21 protein-coding genes and 1 tRNA gene are annotated in these 20,281 nt (G+C 32.1%); 10 read left to right on the top strand and 12 right to left on the bottom strand.

Features of this window, described 5'->3' with window-relative positions; all coding sequences use genetic code 11:
* Positions 1-23: 23 nt before the first annotated feature.
* The 3 genes from QLS31_RS10870 to QLS31_RS10860 form a co-directional block, all read right to left on the bottom strand.
* A complete protein-coding gene (locus QLS31_RS10870; protein ID WP_282743878.1) occupies positions 24-2,558 on the bottom strand; it encodes a carboxypeptidase-like regulatory domain-containing protein in 2,535 nt (844 codons plus the stop codon).
* On the bottom strand, positions 2,545-3,459 hold the full coding sequence (locus QLS31_RS10865; protein WP_282743876.1) for a FecR domain-containing protein: 915 nt from the start codon (positions 3,457-3,459) through the stop codon (positions 2,545-2,547). The genes QLS31_RS10870 and QLS31_RS10865 overlap by 14 nt, the downstream gene beginning before the upstream one ends.
* A 61-nt stretch (positions 3,460-3,520) precedes the next feature.
* Positions 3,521-4,036 (bottom strand): RNA polymerase sigma-70 factor, encoded by a 516-nt coding sequence (locus tag QLS31_RS10860; protein ID WP_282713392.1) that lies wholly within the window; start codon positions 4,034-4,036, stop codon positions 3,521-3,523.
* 258 nt (positions 4,037-4,294) lie between these two features.
* On the opposite strand from QLS31_RS10860, the gene QLS31_RS10855 reads away from it, so the two are divergent.
* From QLS31_RS10855 to QLS31_RS10845, 3 genes are all read left to right on the top strand, one after another.
* Positions 4,295-5,338 carry a hypothetical protein gene (locus QLS31_RS10855; protein ID WP_282743875.1) on the top strand — a complete coding sequence of 348 codons (1,044 nt, stop codon included), beginning with the start codon at positions 4,295-4,297 and terminating at the stop codon, positions 5,336-5,338.
* A gap of 88 nt (positions 5,339-5,426) precedes the next feature.
* Positions 5,427-6,203 carry a membrane metalloprotease gene (locus tag QLS31_RS10850; protein ID WP_099715340.1) on the top strand — a complete coding sequence of 259 codons (777 nt, stop codon included), beginning with the start codon at positions 5,427-5,429 and terminating at the stop codon, positions 6,201-6,203.
* Positions 6,204-6,235: 32 nt separating this feature from the next.
* Positions 6,236-6,817: a porin family protein gene (locus QLS31_RS10845; RefSeq protein WP_282743874.1), complete on the top strand. Its 582-nt coding sequence runs from the start codon at positions 6,236-6,238 to the stop codon at positions 6,815-6,817.
* Positions 6,818-6,909: 92 nt separating this feature from the next.
* Here QLS31_RS10845 and QLS31_RS10840 read toward each other — a convergent pair whose 3' ends face one another.
* Together QLS31_RS10840 and QLS31_RS10835 are read right to left on the bottom strand one after the other, a co-directional pair.
* On the bottom strand, positions 6,910-7,806 hold the full coding sequence (locus QLS31_RS10840; protein WP_282743872.1) for a hypothetical protein: 897 nt from the start codon (positions 7,804-7,806) through the stop codon (positions 6,910-6,912).
* Between the two features lie 10 nt (positions 7,807-7,816).
* Positions 7,817-8,236, bottom strand: coding sequence for a DM13 domain-containing protein (locus QLS31_RS10835; protein ID WP_282743871.1), 420 nt, complete (start codon positions 8,234-8,236; stop codon positions 7,817-7,819).
* 174 nt (positions 8,237-8,410) lie between these two features.
* Here QLS31_RS10835 and QLS31_RS10830 point away from each other — a divergent pair, with 174 nt between their 5' ends.
* Positions 8,411-9,898 carry an aminotransferase class V-fold PLP-dependent enzyme gene (locus tag QLS31_RS10830; RefSeq protein WP_282743870.1) on the top strand — a complete coding sequence of 496 codons (1,488 nt, stop codon included), beginning with the start codon at positions 8,411-8,413 and terminating at the stop codon, positions 9,896-9,898.
* A 93-nt stretch (positions 9,899-9,991) separates the two neighbouring features.
* On the opposite strand, the gene QLS31_RS10825 is transcribed toward QLS31_RS10830, so the two are convergent.
* On the bottom strand, positions 9,992-10,861 hold the full coding sequence (locus QLS31_RS10825) for a lysophospholipid acyltransferase family protein (protein ID WP_282743869.1): 870 nt from the start codon (positions 10,859-10,861) through the stop codon (positions 9,992-9,994).
* Positions 10,862-10,976: 115 nt separating this feature from the next.
* Here QLS31_RS10825 and QLS31_RS10820 point away from each other — a divergent pair, with 115 nt between their 5' ends.
* Together QLS31_RS10820 and QLS31_RS10815 are read left to right on the top strand one after the other, a co-directional pair.
* Positions 10,977-11,615 carry a rhomboid family intramembrane serine protease gene (locus QLS31_RS10820; RefSeq protein ID WP_282743868.1) on the top strand — a complete coding sequence of 213 codons (639 nt, stop codon included), beginning with the start codon at positions 10,977-10,979 and terminating at the stop codon, positions 11,613-11,615.
* Between the two features lie 50 nt (positions 11,616-11,665).
* Entirely contained in the window at positions 11,666-12,355 is a 690-nt protein-coding gene (locus tag QLS31_RS10815; protein ID WP_282718613.1) for an SIMPL domain-containing protein, read from the top strand.
* A 223-nt stretch (positions 12,356-12,578) separates the two neighbouring features.
* Here QLS31_RS10815 and QLS31_RS10810 read toward each other — a convergent pair.
* From QLS31_RS10810 to QLS31_RS10795, 4 genes are all read right to left on the bottom strand, one after another.
* Positions 12,579-12,659: transfer RNA gene (locus tag QLS31_RS10810), tRNA-Tyr, on the bottom strand.
* Between the two features lie 579 nt (positions 12,660-13,238).
* Positions 13,239-14,006, bottom strand: a complete 768-nt coding sequence (locus QLS31_RS10805) for a DUF4369 domain-containing protein (protein ID WP_099715347.1) — start codon at positions 14,004-14,006, stop codon at positions 13,239-13,241.
* 306 nt (positions 14,007-14,312) lie between these two features.
* Positions 14,313-14,753, bottom strand: coding sequence for a KTSC domain-containing protein (locus QLS31_RS10800; protein WP_099715348.1), 441 nt, complete (start codon positions 14,751-14,753; stop codon positions 14,313-14,315).
* A 173-nt stretch (positions 14,754-14,926) separates the two neighbouring features.
* Positions 14,927-15,172: a hypothetical protein gene (locus QLS31_RS10795; RefSeq protein WP_035672083.1), complete on the bottom strand. Its 246-nt coding sequence runs from the start codon at positions 15,170-15,172 to the stop codon at positions 14,927-14,929.
* A gap of 91 nt (positions 15,173-15,263) precedes the next feature.
* Here QLS31_RS10795 and QLS31_RS10790 point away from each other — a divergent pair, with 91 nt between their 5' ends.
* On the top strand, positions 15,264-15,809 hold the full coding sequence (locus tag QLS31_RS10790; protein WP_282743867.1) for a hypothetical protein: 546 nt from the start codon (positions 15,264-15,266) through the stop codon (positions 15,807-15,809).
* 33 nt (positions 15,810-15,842) lie between these two features.
* Here the strand turns inward: QLS31_RS10790 and QLS31_RS10785 are convergent, their stop codons facing one another.
* The gene (locus tag QLS31_RS10785; protein ID WP_282743866.1) at positions 15,843-16,250 is read right to left on the bottom strand and encodes a response regulator; all 408 of its coding nucleotides are present in this window, start codon (positions 16,248-16,250) and stop codon (positions 15,843-15,845) included.
* A complete protein-coding gene (locus QLS31_RS10780) occupies positions 16,247-19,087 on the bottom strand; it encodes a PAS domain S-box protein (protein ID WP_282743865.1) in 2,841 nt (946 codons plus the stop codon). The genes QLS31_RS10785 and QLS31_RS10780 overlap by 4 nt, the downstream gene beginning before the upstream one ends.
* A 372-nt stretch (positions 19,088-19,459) precedes the next feature.
* On the opposite strand from QLS31_RS10780, the gene QLS31_RS10775 reads away from it, so the two are divergent.
* Genes QLS31_RS10775 through QLS31_RS10765 form a run of 3 tightly spaced genes read left to right on the top strand, consistent with a single transcriptional unit; the run spans position 19,460 to position 20,259 of the window.
* A complete protein-coding gene (locus QLS31_RS10775) occupies positions 19,460-19,612 on the top strand; it encodes a hypothetical protein (RefSeq protein WP_099715352.1) in 153 nt (50 codons plus the stop codon).
* Between the two features lie 2 nt (positions 19,613-19,614).
* The gene (locus QLS31_RS10770) at positions 19,615-19,845 is read left to right on the top strand and encodes a hypothetical protein (protein ID WP_282743864.1); all 231 of its coding nucleotides are present in this window, start codon (positions 19,615-19,617) and stop codon (positions 19,843-19,845) included.
* 30 nt (positions 19,846-19,875) lie between these two features.
* Positions 19,876-20,259, top strand: a complete 384-nt coding sequence (locus QLS31_RS10765; protein WP_282743863.1) for a YchJ family metal-binding protein — start codon at positions 19,876-19,878, stop codon at positions 20,257-20,259.
* Positions 20,260-20,281 lie beyond the last annotated feature (22 nt).

The following is a 20,281-nucleotide window of genomic DNA, read 5'->3' as shown; positions in this document are numbered from 1 at the left end:
TTTAGAATACAGTAAAATTGAAATTAAAAATTTACTCTAAAGCTTACATTTGGCTTTAAGCCCAGCGATTTATTATCTACTTGAATAGCATCATTAGAATTATTTGGATTGACTTTATAATAACGATTGATATCATTATCTTGATTGGTAGCATTAATTACTCCGGCAGTAAACGAAGCTTTAATAGATTCCGATAGATTGAAATTATAATTTAAAGAAGCATCTAAACGCATGAAATTATCTAGGTTTTCACTGTTTGGTGAATCATAATTTACCATGGTATTATTCCCGTTTTGAACGGTTTCATTCCCATCAATTGGTTTTGTATACGGCTGACCATTTCTCCAAATACCACCAACCGCTATTTTTAGGTTTTTAAGAATATCGTAATAAAAACCGAGCGATACAGAATGTCTTATATCTACATTATTTGGAAAAGTAGAAGGCGTAAAAGTATCAAATTCATAGTCATTTGTACTAAACGTATAACTTACCCAAACGCTGTATTGACGAGCTGTTTTATTGGCTAAAAATTCAAAACCTTTGGCGGTGTAACTTCCATTCGCATTATTAAACTGAAAGCTGTTGTAGAAACCTTGATTAGAAGCTGTGATGCCGTCAACTATCTTATAAAATCCTGTAGCTTCAATATTTAGTTTATTTTTATTGAATTCGACACCAAAAGAACCTTGTTTGCTCGTCGCAATCGGAATATCTTTATCGTTTACTAAAACCCAACGTCTTTTTTCGACACCTAAAAAATCATCTTCAAAATCCACGATTTGCGTAGTAGATTGATTTTTGAATTCTCCTTCTAATTTTAAAGCAAATTGATCGGATAATTTTTGTCGAATGTTTATTCTTGGCTCGACCAAAAGCTTTTCGAATTTTTGAAAATAATTTAAGCGCATTCCAACTCTTAAATACGTATTGTTTTTATTGTATTCCACTTCTGAAAATAAGGCGTGATTTAATAAAACATCTTTTTTAGTACTGGAATAAAACGGAGCGCTAACGGTAGTTTGGTTTAACATTCCCGTTTCATTGAATTGGTATCCAAACAAGAAATTTAGGTTGTCATTTGTTTTGTAATAGGTATTTAATTTCACTCCAGTTTCCTGTACTTCATTGGCTTCTGTCAAGCGCTGATCCGTTTCTACCCTGTAATCGTTAGCATCAATATTGTATCTGGAAAAGTAAGTAATGAAGTTTGAGCTTAATTTTGAATTCCATTGTGCTTTCCAGTTTCCGCCATAACCAATATTTTTCTGGGATAAAGTACTGGTTTTGGATTGGGTTTCGTTTGAATTTGTAAGACGTTCCGAATAATCCAAAGCGTTATTGATACCAATAATATTTACTCTAAATTGATGTTTTTCATTCAAATCAAAAAGTAATTTAGCGGTATAATCATAAAAGTAGAAATCAGAAGACGTATCATGCTGATCGCTATCGGCATTGATTTCAGTGTCTTGAAAACTACGGTCAAAATATTTTGTATACGTAGGCGATTTAAATAAATCAGTAATCGAACGACGTCCTGAAATATGTAACTCTAATTTTTTAGTTATTGGAATTTCTAAAAAAGCATCGGCGCTAATGGAGTTAATTCCTGCGCCACCAGAAAAGGTATTGGTCACCAAATCTTTCGTATACATATTAATCGTACTGGAAACGCCATCGCTGTATTCAGCACTTGTTCCGTTTTTACTGACGATAACTTTGTTGGTAAGATTAGGATTGTAAGCAGATATTAACCCGAAGAAATGACCGGAATGATACATTTTGATATTGTCCCAAAGCACTAAATTCTGATCGTTAGTTCCGCCGCGCACGTTGATATTAGCAATGCTTTCATTAGTGCTTTCCACACCGGGAAGCGCTTGAACAGATTGCAAAATGTCAGGTTCGATTAATCCGGGAAGAATACCGAATTTTTTAGTGTTTAAAACGGTGCTTCCATCCAGGTATTTTTGTAATCCGGGCGTTAAATAAACATTTATCAAAACCTGATTCAGCTCTTCGTTTTTTGTGGAAAGGATAATTTCTTTGCAATTATTTTGTGCAGAAAACAATTCTTTAGCAGAAAACTGTCTGGACTCAAAACCCACATAAGAAACAGTAAGCGTTGCATTTATTGGAATATTCGTGAAGCTAAATTTACCATTTTCATCTGTGATTGCGCTTCTTCCAATGTTGTTTACCAGTACAGAAGCGCCAACTAAACGAGATTTCTTTTCATCGGATAAAACAATTCCACAAACCGATATTGTTTTGTTTAGCACCGAAACGGTAACATAGCGATCGTCTAAAGCTTTAAAGTTTAAAAGTGTTTTTGAGTTTAGATAATCAATTGTTTCTTGTAATGTAAAAGTAGTATTTGGTTTGTCAATTTTAATTGTGGCTACATCTTCAACTGCGTACGAAAACTTAATATTAAATTGTTTTTCGAGGGAAACAATAACCTCACTTAAAGGTGTTTTTTTAGTTGTATTTTGTCCGTAACAAATACTCCCAATACAAAGTAACAGAGAAATCAGCCATTTATTTAACACCATAGTTGTAAAATATAATGGTTTTGCCTTGAATCTTGTAACTTAATTTAAGCGGAATTGTTACTGCTTGAAGTGCTATTTCTTTATCAGTATGTGTAAAACTTCCCGTAAACAATTTTGAAGTATCAACACCTTCCACTTTAATTTTTATATCGTATTGACGTTCAAATTCTGCAATAACCTGATCTAAAGGAATCTTATTAAAGCTTGATTCTTGTTGAATCCACGAAGGATTTTGAGCGTTAAAATCTTCAACATTTTCGATAATTCCATTTATAACTCGGAAGGTTTTTCCGGGAGGTAATTTAATGGTTTCGTTATTATATGTTACACTCACTAAACCTTCGTAACAATTTACTTCAAAATAGTTTTTGCGTTCTTTTACGTTAAATTGAGTCCCTAAAACGGTAACAACTCCCGCAGTTGTGTTTACACTAAAAATTTGCCCTTTCTGCACTTTGAAAAAAGCTTCTCCTTCTAACGTTAAAGCTCTTTTGTCAGCCCATTTTTTTTCGTTAAAACTTAATTTTGAAGCAGAGTTTAATATTACTTCAGAGTTATCTGGTAACGTTACTGATTTTGTTTGCGCTATTTGGGTTTCAAAAGAGGTAATGTTATTAAAAAACAAGAAATAAGTAGAGGTTAACATGACAGCAAGAACTGCGGCTACTCTATAAAATGTTTTGAAGTTTAAAGTTCTTACTTTTGTTTTCTTTTTAGAATGGTTTCGGGCCTTAAAAGCTTCCAAAGCAGCGTGTGCATCTACTTTTGGAGCTTCCAGTTGTGATGCATAATGAGCAATCTTTTCAAGTGTTTGCAAATCTTCAGATTGTTTTAAATCTTCAATTTCTTGGCTTGAAAGCTCATTATTGAACCATTTTAATATCTCTTTTTCGTTTTTCATTTTATATCTCTATGTTTATAAGACAACTAACTTTTAAATTACCCTACAGCTAAATGATTAATTATATATTTTCTATTTGGGCTTTTAAAATTTGGAGTGCTCCAGACATTCTTTTTTCTACCGTTTTTTGAGAAATATCGAGTAATTCAGCTATTTCCCGGTACTTTTTTCCCTCTATTCGATTCAATAAAAAGACTTCCCGTTGCACTTCGCTTAATGATGCGATTGCTTTTGTTAGTTTTTGTTTGAATTCATCTTCTTCAAATAAATATTCGGGACTTTGATTATTTGTATCTAAGTTAGGCGCATCTTTAGCATACCTCAATACCACTTTTTGATGCTTTATATTATTCAGGAATAAATTATTAATGCTGGTAAACAAATACGTTTTGACTTTACTAAAGTCAATTTTGGAGCAATTCTCCCAAATTTTGGTAAACGCATCTTGTACTAAATCTAATGCAGCTTCATCATCACCACATTTGTAATAAGCAAAATTATTTGCTGATTGCACGTGCTTTAAGTAAAAGTCTCTAAAGTGATTTTCTTCGCAAAGGGTACTTTTTTCGTCGCTCATGGAGTGTTAATTCATTTTTTGTAGGTTGTAAATGTAAATTATTTTTTCAAAAAGCAGTTGTGTAAATTATAATTGCTTTTTTATGAAAAATATTTTAAATTTTAATTTATTGATTTGTAGTATTTTATAAATTAATTTGTAAAATTTTATATTTTTTTTAAAATTTCCGTAGGGTAAAAATAAGCGTAGTTGTCTTACTAATAGAAAGGCGCTAAAAACATCGCTTGTAAATATAAAAATACATTAAATTTGAAAATTATGAAAAAATTAAAAATTGTTACAGGAATTGCATTGATGGCTATCTTAGGTTTTACATCATGCCAAAGCGAAATTGATGACGTACAAGGAGAAAATCCAAATACGAATTCGGCTAATTCAACTACAACAACTAACCTGAAACGTACTTCGATGTACGATGGTTCATTTGATGATTTCTTGGATGGAGCATCTTGTTCCTCTATTGTATTGCCAGCTACCGCAAAAGTTAACGGTGTTCAGGTTTCTATTCTAAGTCAATTAGACTACCAACAAGTTATTTCTATTTTTGGACAGCTTAACAATGATCAAGATACTGTTGTATTACAATTTCCTTTAAAAGTTAAATTAAGTAATTATACAGAGGTGACTGTTAATAATCAAACAGAGTATAATGCGATTCTTAATGCATGTACATCAGCAGAAGCTTCTAGTCAAGATGCTATTTCTTCAGTAAATATCAGTTTCCCAATTACAATTTTAACGTATAATTTAAGTTTACAACAAACAGGAAGTGTTGTCATCACATCCGAACAACAATTATATGCGTATATGTCTAATGTAAGCAGTACGGAATTATTTTCAGTAAACTATCCAATTTCAGTGACAATTGCGGACGGAACAAAAATGACGATTTCTAGTGACGCTGAATTGCAAGCAGCCATCAGTGCATCTTTAAAAACAGAAGCAGCGATAGCAGCAGCTATTCAAAACGGAAAAAAGTTGGAAACTATTTTAGTTAACGGAAAGTTTAAGGTAGATTCCTATATAAATGCAGGAGTAAATTCAGCAACGAGTTATAAAGATTTTACGATTGATTTTGCAAATAATTTATCGATAACTGCTGTAAATTTAGTGAACACAACTGTAAATGGAACTTATGCGGTAAGCACGGAATTAGATGTTTTTCTAAAACTAAATTTTTCAGGTAATGCTACGTTTACTTTATTGAATAATACTTGGAAAGTAACAAGTTTTACTGCTTCGACAATCACATTGCAAAGCTCTACTAATGCAGCAGTAACATTAGTATTGAAACAAATATAGCTGAATTTAAGTTGGCAGTTTAGTAAGAACAGCTACCTAAAATAGTGTAGCTGTTCTTGTATAAAGAAACTTAATAATAAAGATAATAATGAAAAAAGTAATTTCTCTACTAACGATTGGTTTGTTCCTCTCAGTAGCATCCTGTTCAAAAGAAGATGATCCTTTAGATAATCCAGTTGCAGTAAATCCCAACACGAATAAACAGCAAACGGGAAGTTCCTCGAACGATTTGTTATCTGATAAAAAGTTCAAAAGTATGGTTATTGAAGTGGTGTATGTAGCGGGTTTTGAACCAAGCAGTACTGCTATCAATAATTTTGTAAACTTTCTTACAGCAAGAACATACAAACCAAATGGCATTAGTGTTATAAAACGTTCCATACCATCTCCAGGAGTTTCGCCTTATACGAATGAGGAGATTGTAAGTATTGAAGATGCAAACAGAACAAAATACAACACTTCGGATCAAATAGCGGTTTGGGCTTTTTTTACAGATGGGAAATCTTCAAAAGACACTGATACATCAGTTATTCTTGGAACGGCTTATAGAAATACTTCTTTTGTTATTTACGAACAAACTATTCATAGTTTGAGTGACAGTCCATTTGAACCAAACAGAAGTTTATTAGAAACAACAGTAATTACCCATGAATTTGGACATATATTAGGGTTGACAAATCTTGGTACAGCCTTGCAAAGCAATCACGAAGATGCAGAACATCCAAAACATTGTATTGAAAAAACATGTTTAATGTATTGGTCTTCAGAAACAGGAGGCGGTATTTCTAATATGGTTTCAGGCGGTGCAGCTCCACAATTAGATGCTCAATGTATTGCAGATCTTCGTGCCAATGGAGGGAAATAAAAGTAGAATTTGATTAATCAAAAACAAAAAAGATGAAAATAAAACAGATAACAATAGCTTTATTCTTTGGTGTAATAACATCAATGAATGCACAGGACAATACTATTCCTAAATCGAATGGAGGAATAAAAGGAGGTTATAATTTAGCAGCCGTAAGTTTTGACGGAGATGGAGAAACGGAGCAACGACATGGTTTTCATATAGGAGTTTATGGCGAGTCCTTTATTAGCGAAAGCTTTTCTATTCAACCTGAATTAATGTATTCGCAACAAGGATACGAAATAACAAATAGCAGTGGAACTTTTACCCAAAAATTAGATTACATAAACTTGCCATTAATGCTTAAAGCCTATCCTTCTGAAAATTTCTTTTTGGAAGCGGGACCACAAATTGGATTAGCAGTTTCGCACAAAGAAGAATACGATGGACTTTTTAGCGGTTCACAAGAATATGATCCTAATAATTTTGATTGGGGAATGAACTTTGGAGGAGGATTTAAAACGGATTCCGGTATCAGTTTTGGAGTACGTTATCATTTAGGTTTAGGAGATTTATACGATGAAGGCAAAGCTCAGAACAGAGTGCTACAATTCTCATTAGGATTTGATTTATAATCGTAAATAATTATCAAAAGCAGAATGCCCAAGAAAATTTCTTGGGCATTTTTTTATGTATTTTCGAAAGTAAAATTTCTGATTTATCTTTTTTAAAAAGATACTTTGTAAATTATTCCTGCGGTGAATTCCCTGGTTAATCCGTCTGGGCGAACTTCTCGAACTACAAACGGTGTGGCTAAAGATAATTCGATACTGTTTTTAGTATTAATGGCATACGCGCCAATTATATTTCCATTAATGGTCAATCCATCAGAGTTTTGTATCGTTTCTCTATTTCCAAAAGCATTTTCAAAACTATCTTCTCCTAGATGATAAATGAATAATACATTGGGTTTAAAAGTGAATTTTTTATTAGCGGTTTGAAACGTATATGTTGTTCGAAACAAAGCATCTGATTTTCTTTCGAATAAATTAGTGGAAGGAAAATCATCCGTATCAGAAAACTCCTTGAAATACGAGTTTTTATTGTTATTGAAAACGGGAATTTGGACTGCCGTATTAAAATCCCATTTTTTATAGTTAAGATTCAATCCTGCAATCAAATCAAAAGTTCCCAAACTGGATTGATAGTCCAAAGGAAGAGAAAACTCATTTATTTTAAGATTTGAACTCGTAAAAGGTATTTTAAAACCCACAAGTGAACTCCATTGTGTATTTGTTTTTGGTTTCCAATTGTAATTTCCTATCAAATAGGCATCACCAAAAGCGCCTCGTTGACCAAAGCTTCCACTGGCTACGGAATATGTGATTTTAGAACTTAATGCCAATCGTTCGTTTATAGTTCTAGTATAAGTGATGTAAGGTGAAAAATAAGTGACATCAGCTTCGCCTGCACCAAAAATACTTCCTACTTCAATTCCGTTTTTTAATTCCTTATCTGTAGTTTGAAAACCGTTTCCTATGGAACAAATTCCGGCATCACTGCAGCCTTGCGCAAAGGAGTTAGAGCATATTCCAATAGCGATGATTAGCAGTAGTTTTTTCATAAATCAGATTTTAATTTTGAGATAATTGTGCCACTGCAAAAAGATGACTGTATTGTTGGCAGTGAATCAGTACATATTTATAGGCTGAAACATTAACCTGAGCTGGAATTGCATACACTGTGGAAGATGTCAAATTTCCCAGATTTACAAAATCTGTAGGGGTTGCATTTTTAGACAGGTATACTTTCAAATCAGGACCACTGGAAACACTGAAATCTTCCAATCGAACTTCATTTTGATTTCCATTCAAATAAATTTTGGCAGAACCGGTAACTTTAATTCCTGAGGTTGGGATGAAATTACCGGTAGCCACAGGAGGAGTATTATCAGGAATTGGAGTGCTTAACTTAGCATCACGGGTCAAATCGCCTTCAACTTCACAAGAAAGTAAAAGCAAGCAAATAGGTAGTGTAAAAACAATTTTTTTCATGGCTAAAATGTTTTTTAATTCGTTAATCAAATATAGAACGAATCAAAATCACACTTTGTCAGCTACTTTACATTTGGATCATGTTTATAAATTTATTTAAAAATAAGTATTCACTAAATTTGAAAAAGACTATTTAGTAAAAATCAATATCTTTGAACTCAAATAAAACATACAATGATTACCAAAGAAGCGCCAACACAATTAGAGCAATACTTTCAGCAGTTTCGCGATAACATAATCGGAATAGATCAAGGGTTTGAATCTCCTTACGGTCATAAACAAATTATTTACACGGATTGGACAGCCAGTGGTCGTTTGTATCGTCCTATTGAAGAAAAATTAATGAATCAATTTGGTCCTTTTGTGGCCAATACGCACACTGAAACTACGGTTTCCGGGACTGCAATGACTAAAGCGTATCATCAGGCGCGTCACATTATTAAACATCATGTGAATGCAAGTGCTGATGATGTTTTAATTACCGATGGTACTGGAATGACCGGCGTTGTCAATAAATTCCAACGAATCTTAGGTTTAAAAGTACCCGAAAACTTAAAAAATTTCATCACTATTCCAGCCGAAAAGAAACCAATTGTTTTTATTTCGCACATGGAACACCATTCTAATCAAACGTCTTGGCTAGAAACTATTGCCGATGTTGAGGTTATTCCTTCTTCTGAAGACGGATTGTTCAGCATAGAAAATCTGGAATTATTATTGGAAAAATATAAAGAAAGACCTTTTAAAATTGCTTCGATTACATCGTGTTCGAATGTTACGGGAATTAGAACTCCGTATCATGAAGTGGCAAAAATAATGCATCAAAACAACGGACTTTGTTTCGTAGACTTTGCTTGTTCAGGTCCTTATGTAAAAATTGATATGCATCCTGAAGATGCCGAAAGTTATTTGGATGCCATTTTCTTTTCACCGCATAAATTCCTTGGCGGACCTGGGACTTGTGGCGTTTTGGTCTTTAATAAAAAATTATATCAAAATTTAGTTCCTGATAATCCGGGTGGTGGTACGGTAAGTTGGACAAATCCTTGGGGAGAACACAAATACATCGATAATATCGAAGATAGGGAAGATGGTGGTACTCCGGGTTTTCTTCAAGTGATAAAAACCGCATTGGCAGTTCAGTTGAAAGAACAAATGGGAATTGAAAATATCCTAAAAAGAGAGCACGAAATAGTAGATTATATTTTCTCGGAATTAGGAACTATTTCCAATATTAAAATCCTTGCAGGACAGCATCAGGATAGGCTAGGAGTGATTTCTTTCTTTGTGGAAGACTTGCATTTTAACTTGGGCGTAAAATTGCTGAATGATAAATTCGGAATCCAAACTCGTGGCGGTTGCAGTTGTGCCGGAACTTACGGTCACTTTTTATTACACGTAGACCAGGAAACCTCCCATAAATTAATTGATGAAATTAGTCTTGGAGATTTAATCAGAAAACCGGGTTGGATTAGAATGTCGATTCATCCTACAACTACAAATGCTGAAATTGAATTTGTTTGTAACGGAATAAAAGCATTGGCTGAAAACCATAAAACATGGGCTTTGGATTATGATTATAATTCGGCTACAAACGAGTTTGTAAATAAGAATGCACAACCTTTAGAAGATGAATTAGTGAAAAACTGGTTTTCTTTATAAGAGATTTGAAGCTTTAATAAACTAAAAAATCCCACATTATAAACAATAGCATTTATAATGTGGGATTTTTATTTTTACTAAAAACACTAATTATTATCTTCTGTGTTTCCATCTTTTATGCGTCCAGAAATAATATTCAGGAGCTTCCAGAATTTGTTTTTCTACTTCTCGTAAAAAGGTGTTGGTAATTTCAAAATCAGGAATTGATCTGGGATTATCTGTAATGGGAACAAAAGTAGCTTCATAAAAACCTCTTTTTACTTTTTTTACTTTTACAAAAAGAACAGTCAAATCGTATTTTTTGGCAAGCATTTCGGCTCCTGTATGAACGGGAACTTCTACACCCATGAATTTATCCCAATGAAAAGCTCTGTTTAATTTAGGAGATTGATCACTGGCAAGTCCGTACATGCTGAGAATTCCATTTTTTTGGTTTTCTGCCATCAACGGAATCGCTTTTTTAGTTTCTACTAATTCAGCGTTGTATTTGGATCGAATGTCTCGTATTAGTTTATCAAAGTATTTATTGGCAATTTTTTTATAAACACCAATTCCTTTAAATTTTGTTTTCTCGTTGATAGACAATAACCACTCCCAACTCGCGTAATGAGAGGCTAATAAAACGGAGCTTTTGTTTTTATTCTCGAATTCTTTTACCAATTCGATATTGGTAACCACAAATCTTTTATTCATCTCATCAGCTGAAATAGTCATCGTTTTAATCATTTCCAAAAACATATCACACAAATGGTGGTACGATTTTTTCTCGATTACAAGACGTTCCTTGTCACTAAGATGAGGTAATGCCAGAGCTAGATTTTCCTTTACGGTTTTTTTGCGGTAGCCAATGATATAATAAACAATTAGATAAATGAAGTCAGAAAACCAATAGAAAATCCGGAATGGGAGAATGGAAATAATCCATAAAAACGGAAAAGTTAAGATAAAAATAAGAAATTGCATGCCGTTATTTTTCTTGCAAATATAAGCCAAAAATATAGACTGATATAAATTTTGACAGCTTACTGTATCGGTATTTGAGAATGACTATCTTTACAATTCACAATAAATATACTTTATGAATACCGTTTTAATAGCAATAATTGTAGTAAATGTTTTAATTAGTTACAAAGGGTTTAATGACCTTTCTTTTTTTAGAAAATATGAATTCCATGTTGGAAGTATTCGTTCCGGAGAACAAATTAGGATGTTATCCTCTGGTTTTCTTCATGCTGATATGACCCATTTGATTTTTAATATGCTGACACTTTGGTTTTTTACTCCGGTAGTGATTAGTTATTTGGGTGATTTTTCATTTATATTGGTTTATTTCGGGAGTTTGATTTTTGGAAGTTTACTAACGATGGTTTTTCATAAAAATGATTATGGTTACAGGGCTGTAGGAGCATCTGGAGCGGTAACGGGAGTTTTATATTCGGCAATATTATTGCAGCCAGACATGATGTTGGGAATCTTTTTTGTTATTCCAATGCCTGCATACATTTTTGGAATCCTTTATTTATTGTATTCCATTTACGGAATGAAGGCTAAGAATGATAATATTGGTCATACTGCCCATTTTGGAGGCGCTGTAGGAGGTTATTTGATTACTTTACTAAAAGAACCTACATTGTTAGTAGATCATACTTTAATGGTGATATTATTAGCTATTCCAATAGTCATTCTTTTCGTGATGGAAAAAATGGGAAAACTATAATGGCACAACTTTTGAAAAGGAATTAGTACAAACAATTAAATTATATAAAAATGAAAAAAGCACTATTAATTCTGTCTGTTCTATTTATTTCAATGTCTTATGGACAAGAAGTTAAGCAAGTTCCTCAAATAAATGTAAGTGGAGAAGGAAAAGTAAAAGTTATTCCGGATCAGGCTACAATAGCAGTAACAGTTGAAACAAAAGGGAATAATGCCAAAGATGTAAAAAAACAAAATGATGAAAAGATAGATGCTGTTCTAAAGTTTATCAAAAAAATGAACTTGGCGCCGGCAGATTATAAGACACAACGTGTTTCATTGAATCCACAATACGATTATGAAAAAAAGAAACACAGTTATAATGCCACTCAAACAATCGAAATTCTATTGAGAGATTTATCAAAATATGATGAATTGATGGAAGGCTTAGTAGACCAAGGAATTAATAGAATTGATAATGTTACTTTTCAATCTTCAAAATTAGCCCAATATCAATCCGAAGCTAGAAAATTAGCGATGAAGGATGCAAAATTGAAAGCCGAAGATTATGTTTCCGTATTAGGACAAAAAGTAGGGCGTGCCATGACCATATCTGATAATTCACAAACCTATTATCCGCAACCGATGTATGCAGCAATGAAAACAATGGAAAGTAGTGATGCTAGTGCTCCAAGAGAAACGTTAGCGGTAGGAGAGATCAATATTACGGCTAATGTGACAGTGAGTTTTATTTTAGAATAAAGAAGCTGTAAATTATATTTTAAAAATCCCATCTCAGATAAAAATGAGATGGGATTTTTTTTGAATCAACTATATCCTAAATATATAAAAGTATCAATTAGTGTAAATAAAAAAACGTTTCAATTGCTTGAAACGTTTTAGTGGGGAGAGCAGTCCCGAAGCTTCGGGAGAACCTGCTAAATTGTTTGCAAAAAAAACGTTTCAATTGCTTGAAACGTTTTAGTGGGGAGAGCAGGATTCGAACCTGCGAAGTTTACACAGCAGATTTACAGTCTGCCCTCGTTGGCCGCTTGAGTATCTCCCCGAAGCCTTTGAGTACAACACTTATTTGTTGTAAGCGGTTGCAAATATAGAAACAGTTTTGGTTTCTGCAAACTAATTTTACACTTAATTTTACTATTATTTTTAATGCATTGGTATTGAATAAAATAAAAAATCTCCACTAGGGAGATTTTTTATTTTATAGGTATAAATGCAATTATTTTGCTAGAAGTTCAATAACTTTTGCTCTAAGCGCATCACCTCTTAAATCTTTTGCGACTACATTTCCGGACGCATCCAGAATGAAAGTAGCTGGTATTGATTCTACTTTATATTGAGCAGCTATTGGTTCGCTCCAAAATTTTAAATTTGAAACATGATTCCAAGTTAGCTTATCTTTTGCAATAGCATCTTTCCAAGCTTTGGCATCCTTATCTAAAGATACGCCAATTATGTTAAGACCTTTGCTGTGTAACTCTTTGTAAATTGCTACAACATTTGGATTTTCTTGTCTACAAGGTCCACACCATGAAGCCCAAAAATCAACGATTGTAACCTTTCCTAAATTTTCTTTCAGAGAAATTGTTTTCCCTTGAGGATTAGGACCAGAAAAATCTGTTCTTCATTTAGCTTCAGCAGCTGGTGCTGGTGCAACTGGAGCAGCTCCTACAGCTGGCGTTTTCAATTCAGCAAGTTTAGCTTTGATAGCAATACCTGGTTTAGTTTTTTTCAATGACTCTTCTAAGCTGTTGTATAATTTTTCAGATTTTGCAACATCAGCAGTTGGATCATTTAACATACCTTGGATAATCAAAGCAGAAATGAATGCTTTAGGATGTGTTTCAGCATAAGTTACATATTTAGCTTTTGAAGCTACACCAACTTCTTCTTGAATTTTAGAAAATTCTTGCATCAACTTATTGATAACAACTGTATCTTTAGTTTGTTGAGCAGTTTCCATAGCTTTCATGTTCTTATTTTGGAAATCCATAAGTTTCTTTTGAACTTTAGTGATTTCTTCATTGAATGCTACGTATTCGTCATTGTTATAAGTTCCTGAAACTTTAGATTTTTGGATACTGTCTTTGTTAATGGCGATAGTTACTTCTGCATTTTCTAATATGAAAGGTATTTTTACTTGTGCTCCTTCTAATTGAATCGTGTAGAAAGCAGGTTCTGTTATGGTTCCTTTCATTTCGAATTTACCATTTTCAACCTTTACAGTATCTTTTGGTAACATCATTCCACTCGCATCTTGTGTTTCCAAGATAATTGTTTTACCATTTTCAATTCCTGTTGCAGTCCCCGAAATGATGTATTCATCTTTGCCAACTTTGCTACAAGAAATTAAAACAACAGCAGCCGAAAGTAATAAAATTATTTTTTTCATTATTAATTAGTTAATTAAGTTAAGGTTGCAAAAGTATTTAAAAAATATAAAATACAAATTATTTTGCAACCTAAATTTTTGTTATAATTTTTCATTCTTAATTAGAAGGTATCGTGTATTTTATTTGTAGGTGTTTTGTAAAGTAAATGATGATTCCTTTTATTTTAAATTTTGATTCAAAACGTATATTTTATTATTTTAACTATTTGTTTTTAAGTAAGTTAAATTAAAAAAACCCAAAGTTGTGAAATAAAAAAAAGCATCCTGATGAAGGATGCTTAGTTGTTTTTTTTGATTTTGTAAAAACTAGTCTTGGTTGATTGTTTTTCTCCAAGTAAAAGAATTTAGGATATGTCTTTTTGCAAATCTTCCAGGAGAATCAGCATTTACCATTTTTACATACGTCGCTTTAGGCACACTAATGTATTCGTAAACACTACCATTTGAAAAGTTGATAATCAATCTACCTTCAACAAATTTATAATCTGTAATGGTAGAAGTTGAGATCGTCTCCGTATATTCTGGTAAATTTTGTTTAATCGTTTCAGGATTGATGCTTACCAAGAAATGGTATGCTTCAATGATTTTTTTACTGTTTTCTTCTGCAGCTTTCAATCCATCTTCATCGCCCTGAAATTTGTCAGGATGCGCTTCTTTCATAGCGTTACGATAAATCGTTTTCAAATCTTTCAGCTCTGCAGTTTTATCTACATTTAGCAGTTTTCGGTATTCAACTATTTTTTTCATAAATAAGGTAACTACTTGTCTTTTACTATTAAATCAATGTAATTTGATTTCAAAATCGACAAATTTTTTGCAAAGGTACACTTTTTTTTAAATTTTTAGTTTGTGACAAAAAAATATTCAAAAAAAAGAATTTGATTTCTATTTTTTGCTTAAAAAAGTAGCATGCAAAAATATTATTGCTGAGGTTTATTATTGGCTTTATCGAAGTTTTTCGATTTTTTTGGATATTTGTTATAACTGATATCGCTTGGGTTTTCAATTATTGATTTTATTGTAATCCAATCACCAACAGTATGTTTTTGTGCCATTTTATAGTCTAAAAGATATTCACCACAAAAAAAGTTGTTGTTCTCATCTTTTTCCATAATTCCGGTGTAAACACCTTTTTGTAACATTCTTTCTTCAGAAGCTTTGGTCATAATCAATTTATTTTTACTAATTCTAGTTGGCAAAGTTAATCAAATATTACTTGTCTTGTTCAATTTTAGACTTTCTGATTACCTTTGTTTAATGGAAAAAATATTTCGTCCCAACCCCAATTCATTCAAAAATACTTTTTGTGTCTTTCACGAAGCGTCTTTGGAGAGCATAAAAGGATTAGAACTTCAATATGACAGCAAATCAGGAAGTAAATATTTTTATACTAAAGATGGAATGTATCGATTGTCAAATCATTGGGGACGATTGGCGAACAGCAAATGGCGTTTAGAACCATTAGAACCAGAAACCGATTCTAAAATAAAATTAGGTTTTGCACCTTGGACTAATTTTTATCCTGATAATGCTCTCGATGAATTATATTATTTAGAGGCAAATTATCTGAAGAAAACGGTTAATTATCAGCATAAAAAGAACCCAAATTATGATAATAAAGCCATTCTTAGAACTAGTTTTGAAACTACAAAAAGAATTAAGCAAGTTCGTAATTTATTTATGCTGACTTCTTGGGCTAAGTATTTTGATTATGATGATTTGGATATTTTAAGAAAAAAAATCATTGATGAATTAATCTTTACCAATAAATCATTGGAAGAAATAAAAAGAGAATTGAAATAAAGGTGAGTAATGATTTATTCAAATAGGTGTCTTTTAATCATTCGAATTAATTAATTCTAAATCATTCATGGTAACTGGTTTAGATAAGTAACCTAAAATATCAGAATACGTTTTTGATTTGTTTTTGTCCTCAGTGGCAATAGAAGAACTTACAATATATACGATGATATTTTTGCTGAATTTAGATTTTAGCAGTCCCATTTTTTCCATGAATTCCCATCCATCCATAATTGGCATATTAATATCCAATAGGATTATGTCTGGAAGTAGGTCAGTGTTATCCGGTTTATTATGTACCGTATCATGCAAAGCATCTATTGCTTCTTTTCCATTTTTGAAAGAAGTAATGGTTGAAAACATTTCAGATCTTTGAATGATTTTATTGATTATGATTTGATAAATTGCATCATCGTCGATTACCCAGATTGCTTTTTTTGTCATTGGATATAGATTTTAAATGTTGTTCCTATATTGGGTTCACTTTCCACAGTGATATTTCCGCCCATGGCATCAATTTGATTTTTTGTAATAAATAATCCTATCCCTTTTGAATCGGCATTATTAGTGAATGTTTTATACATTCCAAAAATTTTATCAGCATTCTTAACAAGATCTATCCCAACACCATTGTCTGAAATCTGAAGGATTTTGTTTTCGTCATCAGTTATCCACTTAATGATTATCGTGGGTTTTCGTTCTGGATGACTGTATCTGATAGAGTTAGAAATAATGTTGTAAAGGATACTTTCAAGGTATGCCGGATTATAATTTATCATGACATCATCAGGCATGATAGTAGAAATAGAAACATCTTTTGAGCTTATTTGTTCAGATAGGACTCTTTGAACAGTCTCTAAATATTGCTGTAAGTTTAATGATTCTGACACCAGACCAATATTGGTTCTTATATTTATGACTTCGTTTAGGTGAATCATGGTTTCGTTTAAGGAATTCGAAACAGATTTTAATAATTGAATCATCTCATCTTTTTCTTCTTCAGATTCCGAAGATTCTATGAGGGACATAATAGATGCGATGTTACTGGTATGCGATCTTAAATTGTGTGAGACTATATAGGAAAAGTTAAGCAGTCTTTTGTTTTGCTCGGTCACTAAATTGAAAGAGTCATTTAAATCTTTTTCGGCTTCTTTTGTAGTTGTAATATCAATCATTATACCTCGCAAACTAAGAGCTTGGTCATTTTCTGAAATTACATTTACAATATCTCTTAACCAGACAACAGCTCCATTTTTAGCAATCATCCGATATTCAAAATCATGATTTAAATTTTCTTTTGTTTTTAAAGTACAATAATCGATTGTCCACTGTCTGTCTTCCGGATGAATATGGTCTGACCAAAAAGTTTTACTCGACAGCCATTCTTCTGCGGTATAGCCTAATATTTTTTCGGCTTTTTGACTTATAAAATTAAAGGCAAATGTTTTAGCATCACATTCCCAAACGATTCCATCAATAGTATTTATTAAGGACTCAATTCTTTGTTGCGATGAAAGAATTATGTTTTCGGATAATTTTCGGTCTGTAATGTCTTCTGTGGAAACTATGATTCTTTCCAGTGATTTTTCATATCCCTGAATTACATTCCATCTTAAATTTACGTCACGATATTCGCCATCTTTATTTTTTATTTTGGTATCAATAATTAATTGTTTTTCACCTTGTGTTATGGCGATCAGTTGTTTTGTAAAATCGGGAATCGAATCTTTATCGATGATTTGTGAAAGATCAGTAATCAATTCGTTTTTAGTTTTGACTTTGTGTAGGCTCAAACACATTGTATTGACATCAATGATTTTTACTAAATCAATACATTGATGAACCACATCAGGATGCATTTTTAGATAAAGAGAAACGGTCTCCGGACTTTCATTGATAAGATTTAATTTTTGAAGATAGTTTTTAACTTCAGAGAAATCTTCTTCCCACAAAGGGATTGGGGAATCTTCAAATAGACTTTGGAATCGGGTTTCACTTTTTTTGATTAATTTTTGAGCTTCTTTTTTTAATGAAATATCTTCAACTATAGAAATGTGAGTCGTTACTTTTTTGTCTTTTTTAAACAGTGGCGATACAGTAAGATTTATCCAGATAATGGCACCTGCTTTTGTATAATATCGTTTTTCCATAGAATACTCTTTGATTTTTCCATCTCGGAGTTTTTCTAAATTCATTAAATCTTCTTCTAAATCTTCTGGGTGTGTTATCGATTGAAAATTTCTCTCTTTCATTTCTTGTTCTGAATACCCCAATAATTTACAATATTGATTATTTATCTCAATAAAATTACCTGTAAATGAATCTATATGCGCTATTCCTACGGCTGCCTGATCAAAAATTGCTTCAAATTTTATTTCAGAATTAAAAAGTTTTGTAGCTTGAATATTTACCAGAGACTGCAGTTCTTCTGGAATTTTTAATAAAGTATAAATCAAAATACCAAAAAGCGCCGCTAAAATCAGACCTATAATACCAGGAATTATAATCTGGGCATAAAAATAATTCTGATGTTTAGATATTAAGTATAATTTCCAATCTCCATCAGGAATAATTGTAGAGATATTGTATTTTTTAGAAAAATCACTTTTGTTGGGCAAGTAAAAAACTTCCTTTTTGGTGACTATATTTTCCTTTGAAAACTGAAAATAATATTTTGAATCATCAACAGTATTAATTCCTGAAGATTTCAATAAATCTTCTAATTTAATAATTACAGCAGAAAATCCCCAAAAAATATTGTTTCGAAAAACGGGAAATCTTCCCACAATTCCCATTCCGCCTTGTTTTAGTTTTAAAGGACCGGCAAAATACATTTTTTGAGAGGCAACAGATTTCAAAGCTTCCTCTTTAAGATGAGGAGTTGTTAGGATATTTAAATCCATTGCTGCTTCATTACCTTTCATAGGATAGATATACTTTATCACTCCGTTTGGAACCAATTGTACGGCACTGATACTATTATTTGATTCCATCAGCTTTTTGCCTACACAATCAAAGTTTTCAGGAATACCTTTATCATTGATGGTTAATGCTAATGTTAAGGTGGTTGTGTAACAGTTTTTTAGCGATTGCTCTAAATTTTGATTAACAATATGAAGGATATTGTTCATTTCCCGTTGCTCATCTTCTTTTATAAGTTGATATTGTTGATACACAAGAAATCCTACAACATAACTGAGAAATGAGAACGTAATGAAGCCCGTAGTTTTCGGTTTATTTAAGAACCAACTGATAAATTTAGGGTATTTTTTATTGTCCATTTGTGCTAGTTGGAGGGATATAAAAAGCTTAATTTTTTGATAAATAAATATAGATAAAAATAATAGAACACCATAATATTTTAGTATTATAGTTAAATTCTTAGTTTTTAGCCTTTTAAAATGTCTTATGTGATTGTTTATATCCATTGTCACATCAAAAATTATATGAAAACTAATATTTTTAAGAAAAATTATAATGTCTTGTTAAAAAAAACAGAAATAATCAGAGTCAATACAAAAGAGAATTAAATCGAGTATTTTCAAAATGTTAAACTCTCCAATTAAAAACAATTTGAATTTCAATAAATAACCCGAACTTTGCAGGAGTTCTTAGATTAGATAGTTAATTTGATAATTTTAAAAAAAAATGACATGGGTCGAAATAACGAAAGAAATATAAAAAAGCACAATGACAAGTTGCATAAAGCGCAGGACAAAGTAAAACAAGCCGAAATGTTGCGCAAAGAAAAGCTAAAACAAATTACCAAAAAGTTTAACGAGACTAAGGATTCAGAAAATAATTAAAGATGGGAAACAATAAATTTGGGGATCTAAAAAAAGGTGTTCAGGAAATAATTGATTTGATTGCCAGTAGAAATGGGAGAGAGGCTAATAATAAATTAGTTGATGTCAGTGAAGATTTAGATGAACTGCTGGATTTTGCAGAAGAAGATGAAGATCTAATCGAAATTAGTAAGTATCAGGTACTATTAAATCAATTGCAGCAAAAGATAATTGCGCTTGACGGACAAGTGTAACGTATCGCTCTTAATAGTTTTTGATATAAAATGACAAAAATAAAATGCTATTGTGGTTCTCAAAAAAACTTTGATGAATGTTGTGAACCATTTATTAATGGAACTGAAAAAGCACCAACAGCTTTAGAATTAATGCGTTCCCGTTACTCGGCTTACGCAACTCATGCTGCAGATTACCTATTGGCAACAACCCATATTTCAGAGCGAAAATACTATTCGAAATCTGAAATTCTGAATTGGGCAACTTCAAATCAATGGCTTCAATTAGAAATTGTCGCTGCTACAGAAAATACGGTGGAATTCAAAGCTTATTTCTTGGACAACAAACTACAAAAACAAATTCATCACGAATTTTCTACTTTCAAACTCGAAAACGGAAGTTGGTTTTATGTCGACGGAAAATTTTTTGATTAGTTTCTTTTCGAATAAAATCCAG

The sequence above is a fragment of the Flavobacterium sp. XS2P24 genome (genome assembly GCF_030010285.1).
GTDB classification, from domain to species: Bacteria; Bacteroidota; Bacteroidia; order Flavobacteriales; family Flavobacteriaceae; genus Flavobacterium; species Flavobacterium algoritolerans.
Note: the sequence above shows the minus strand (reverse complement) of the source record. Positions and strands in the feature narration are given on the sequence as shown.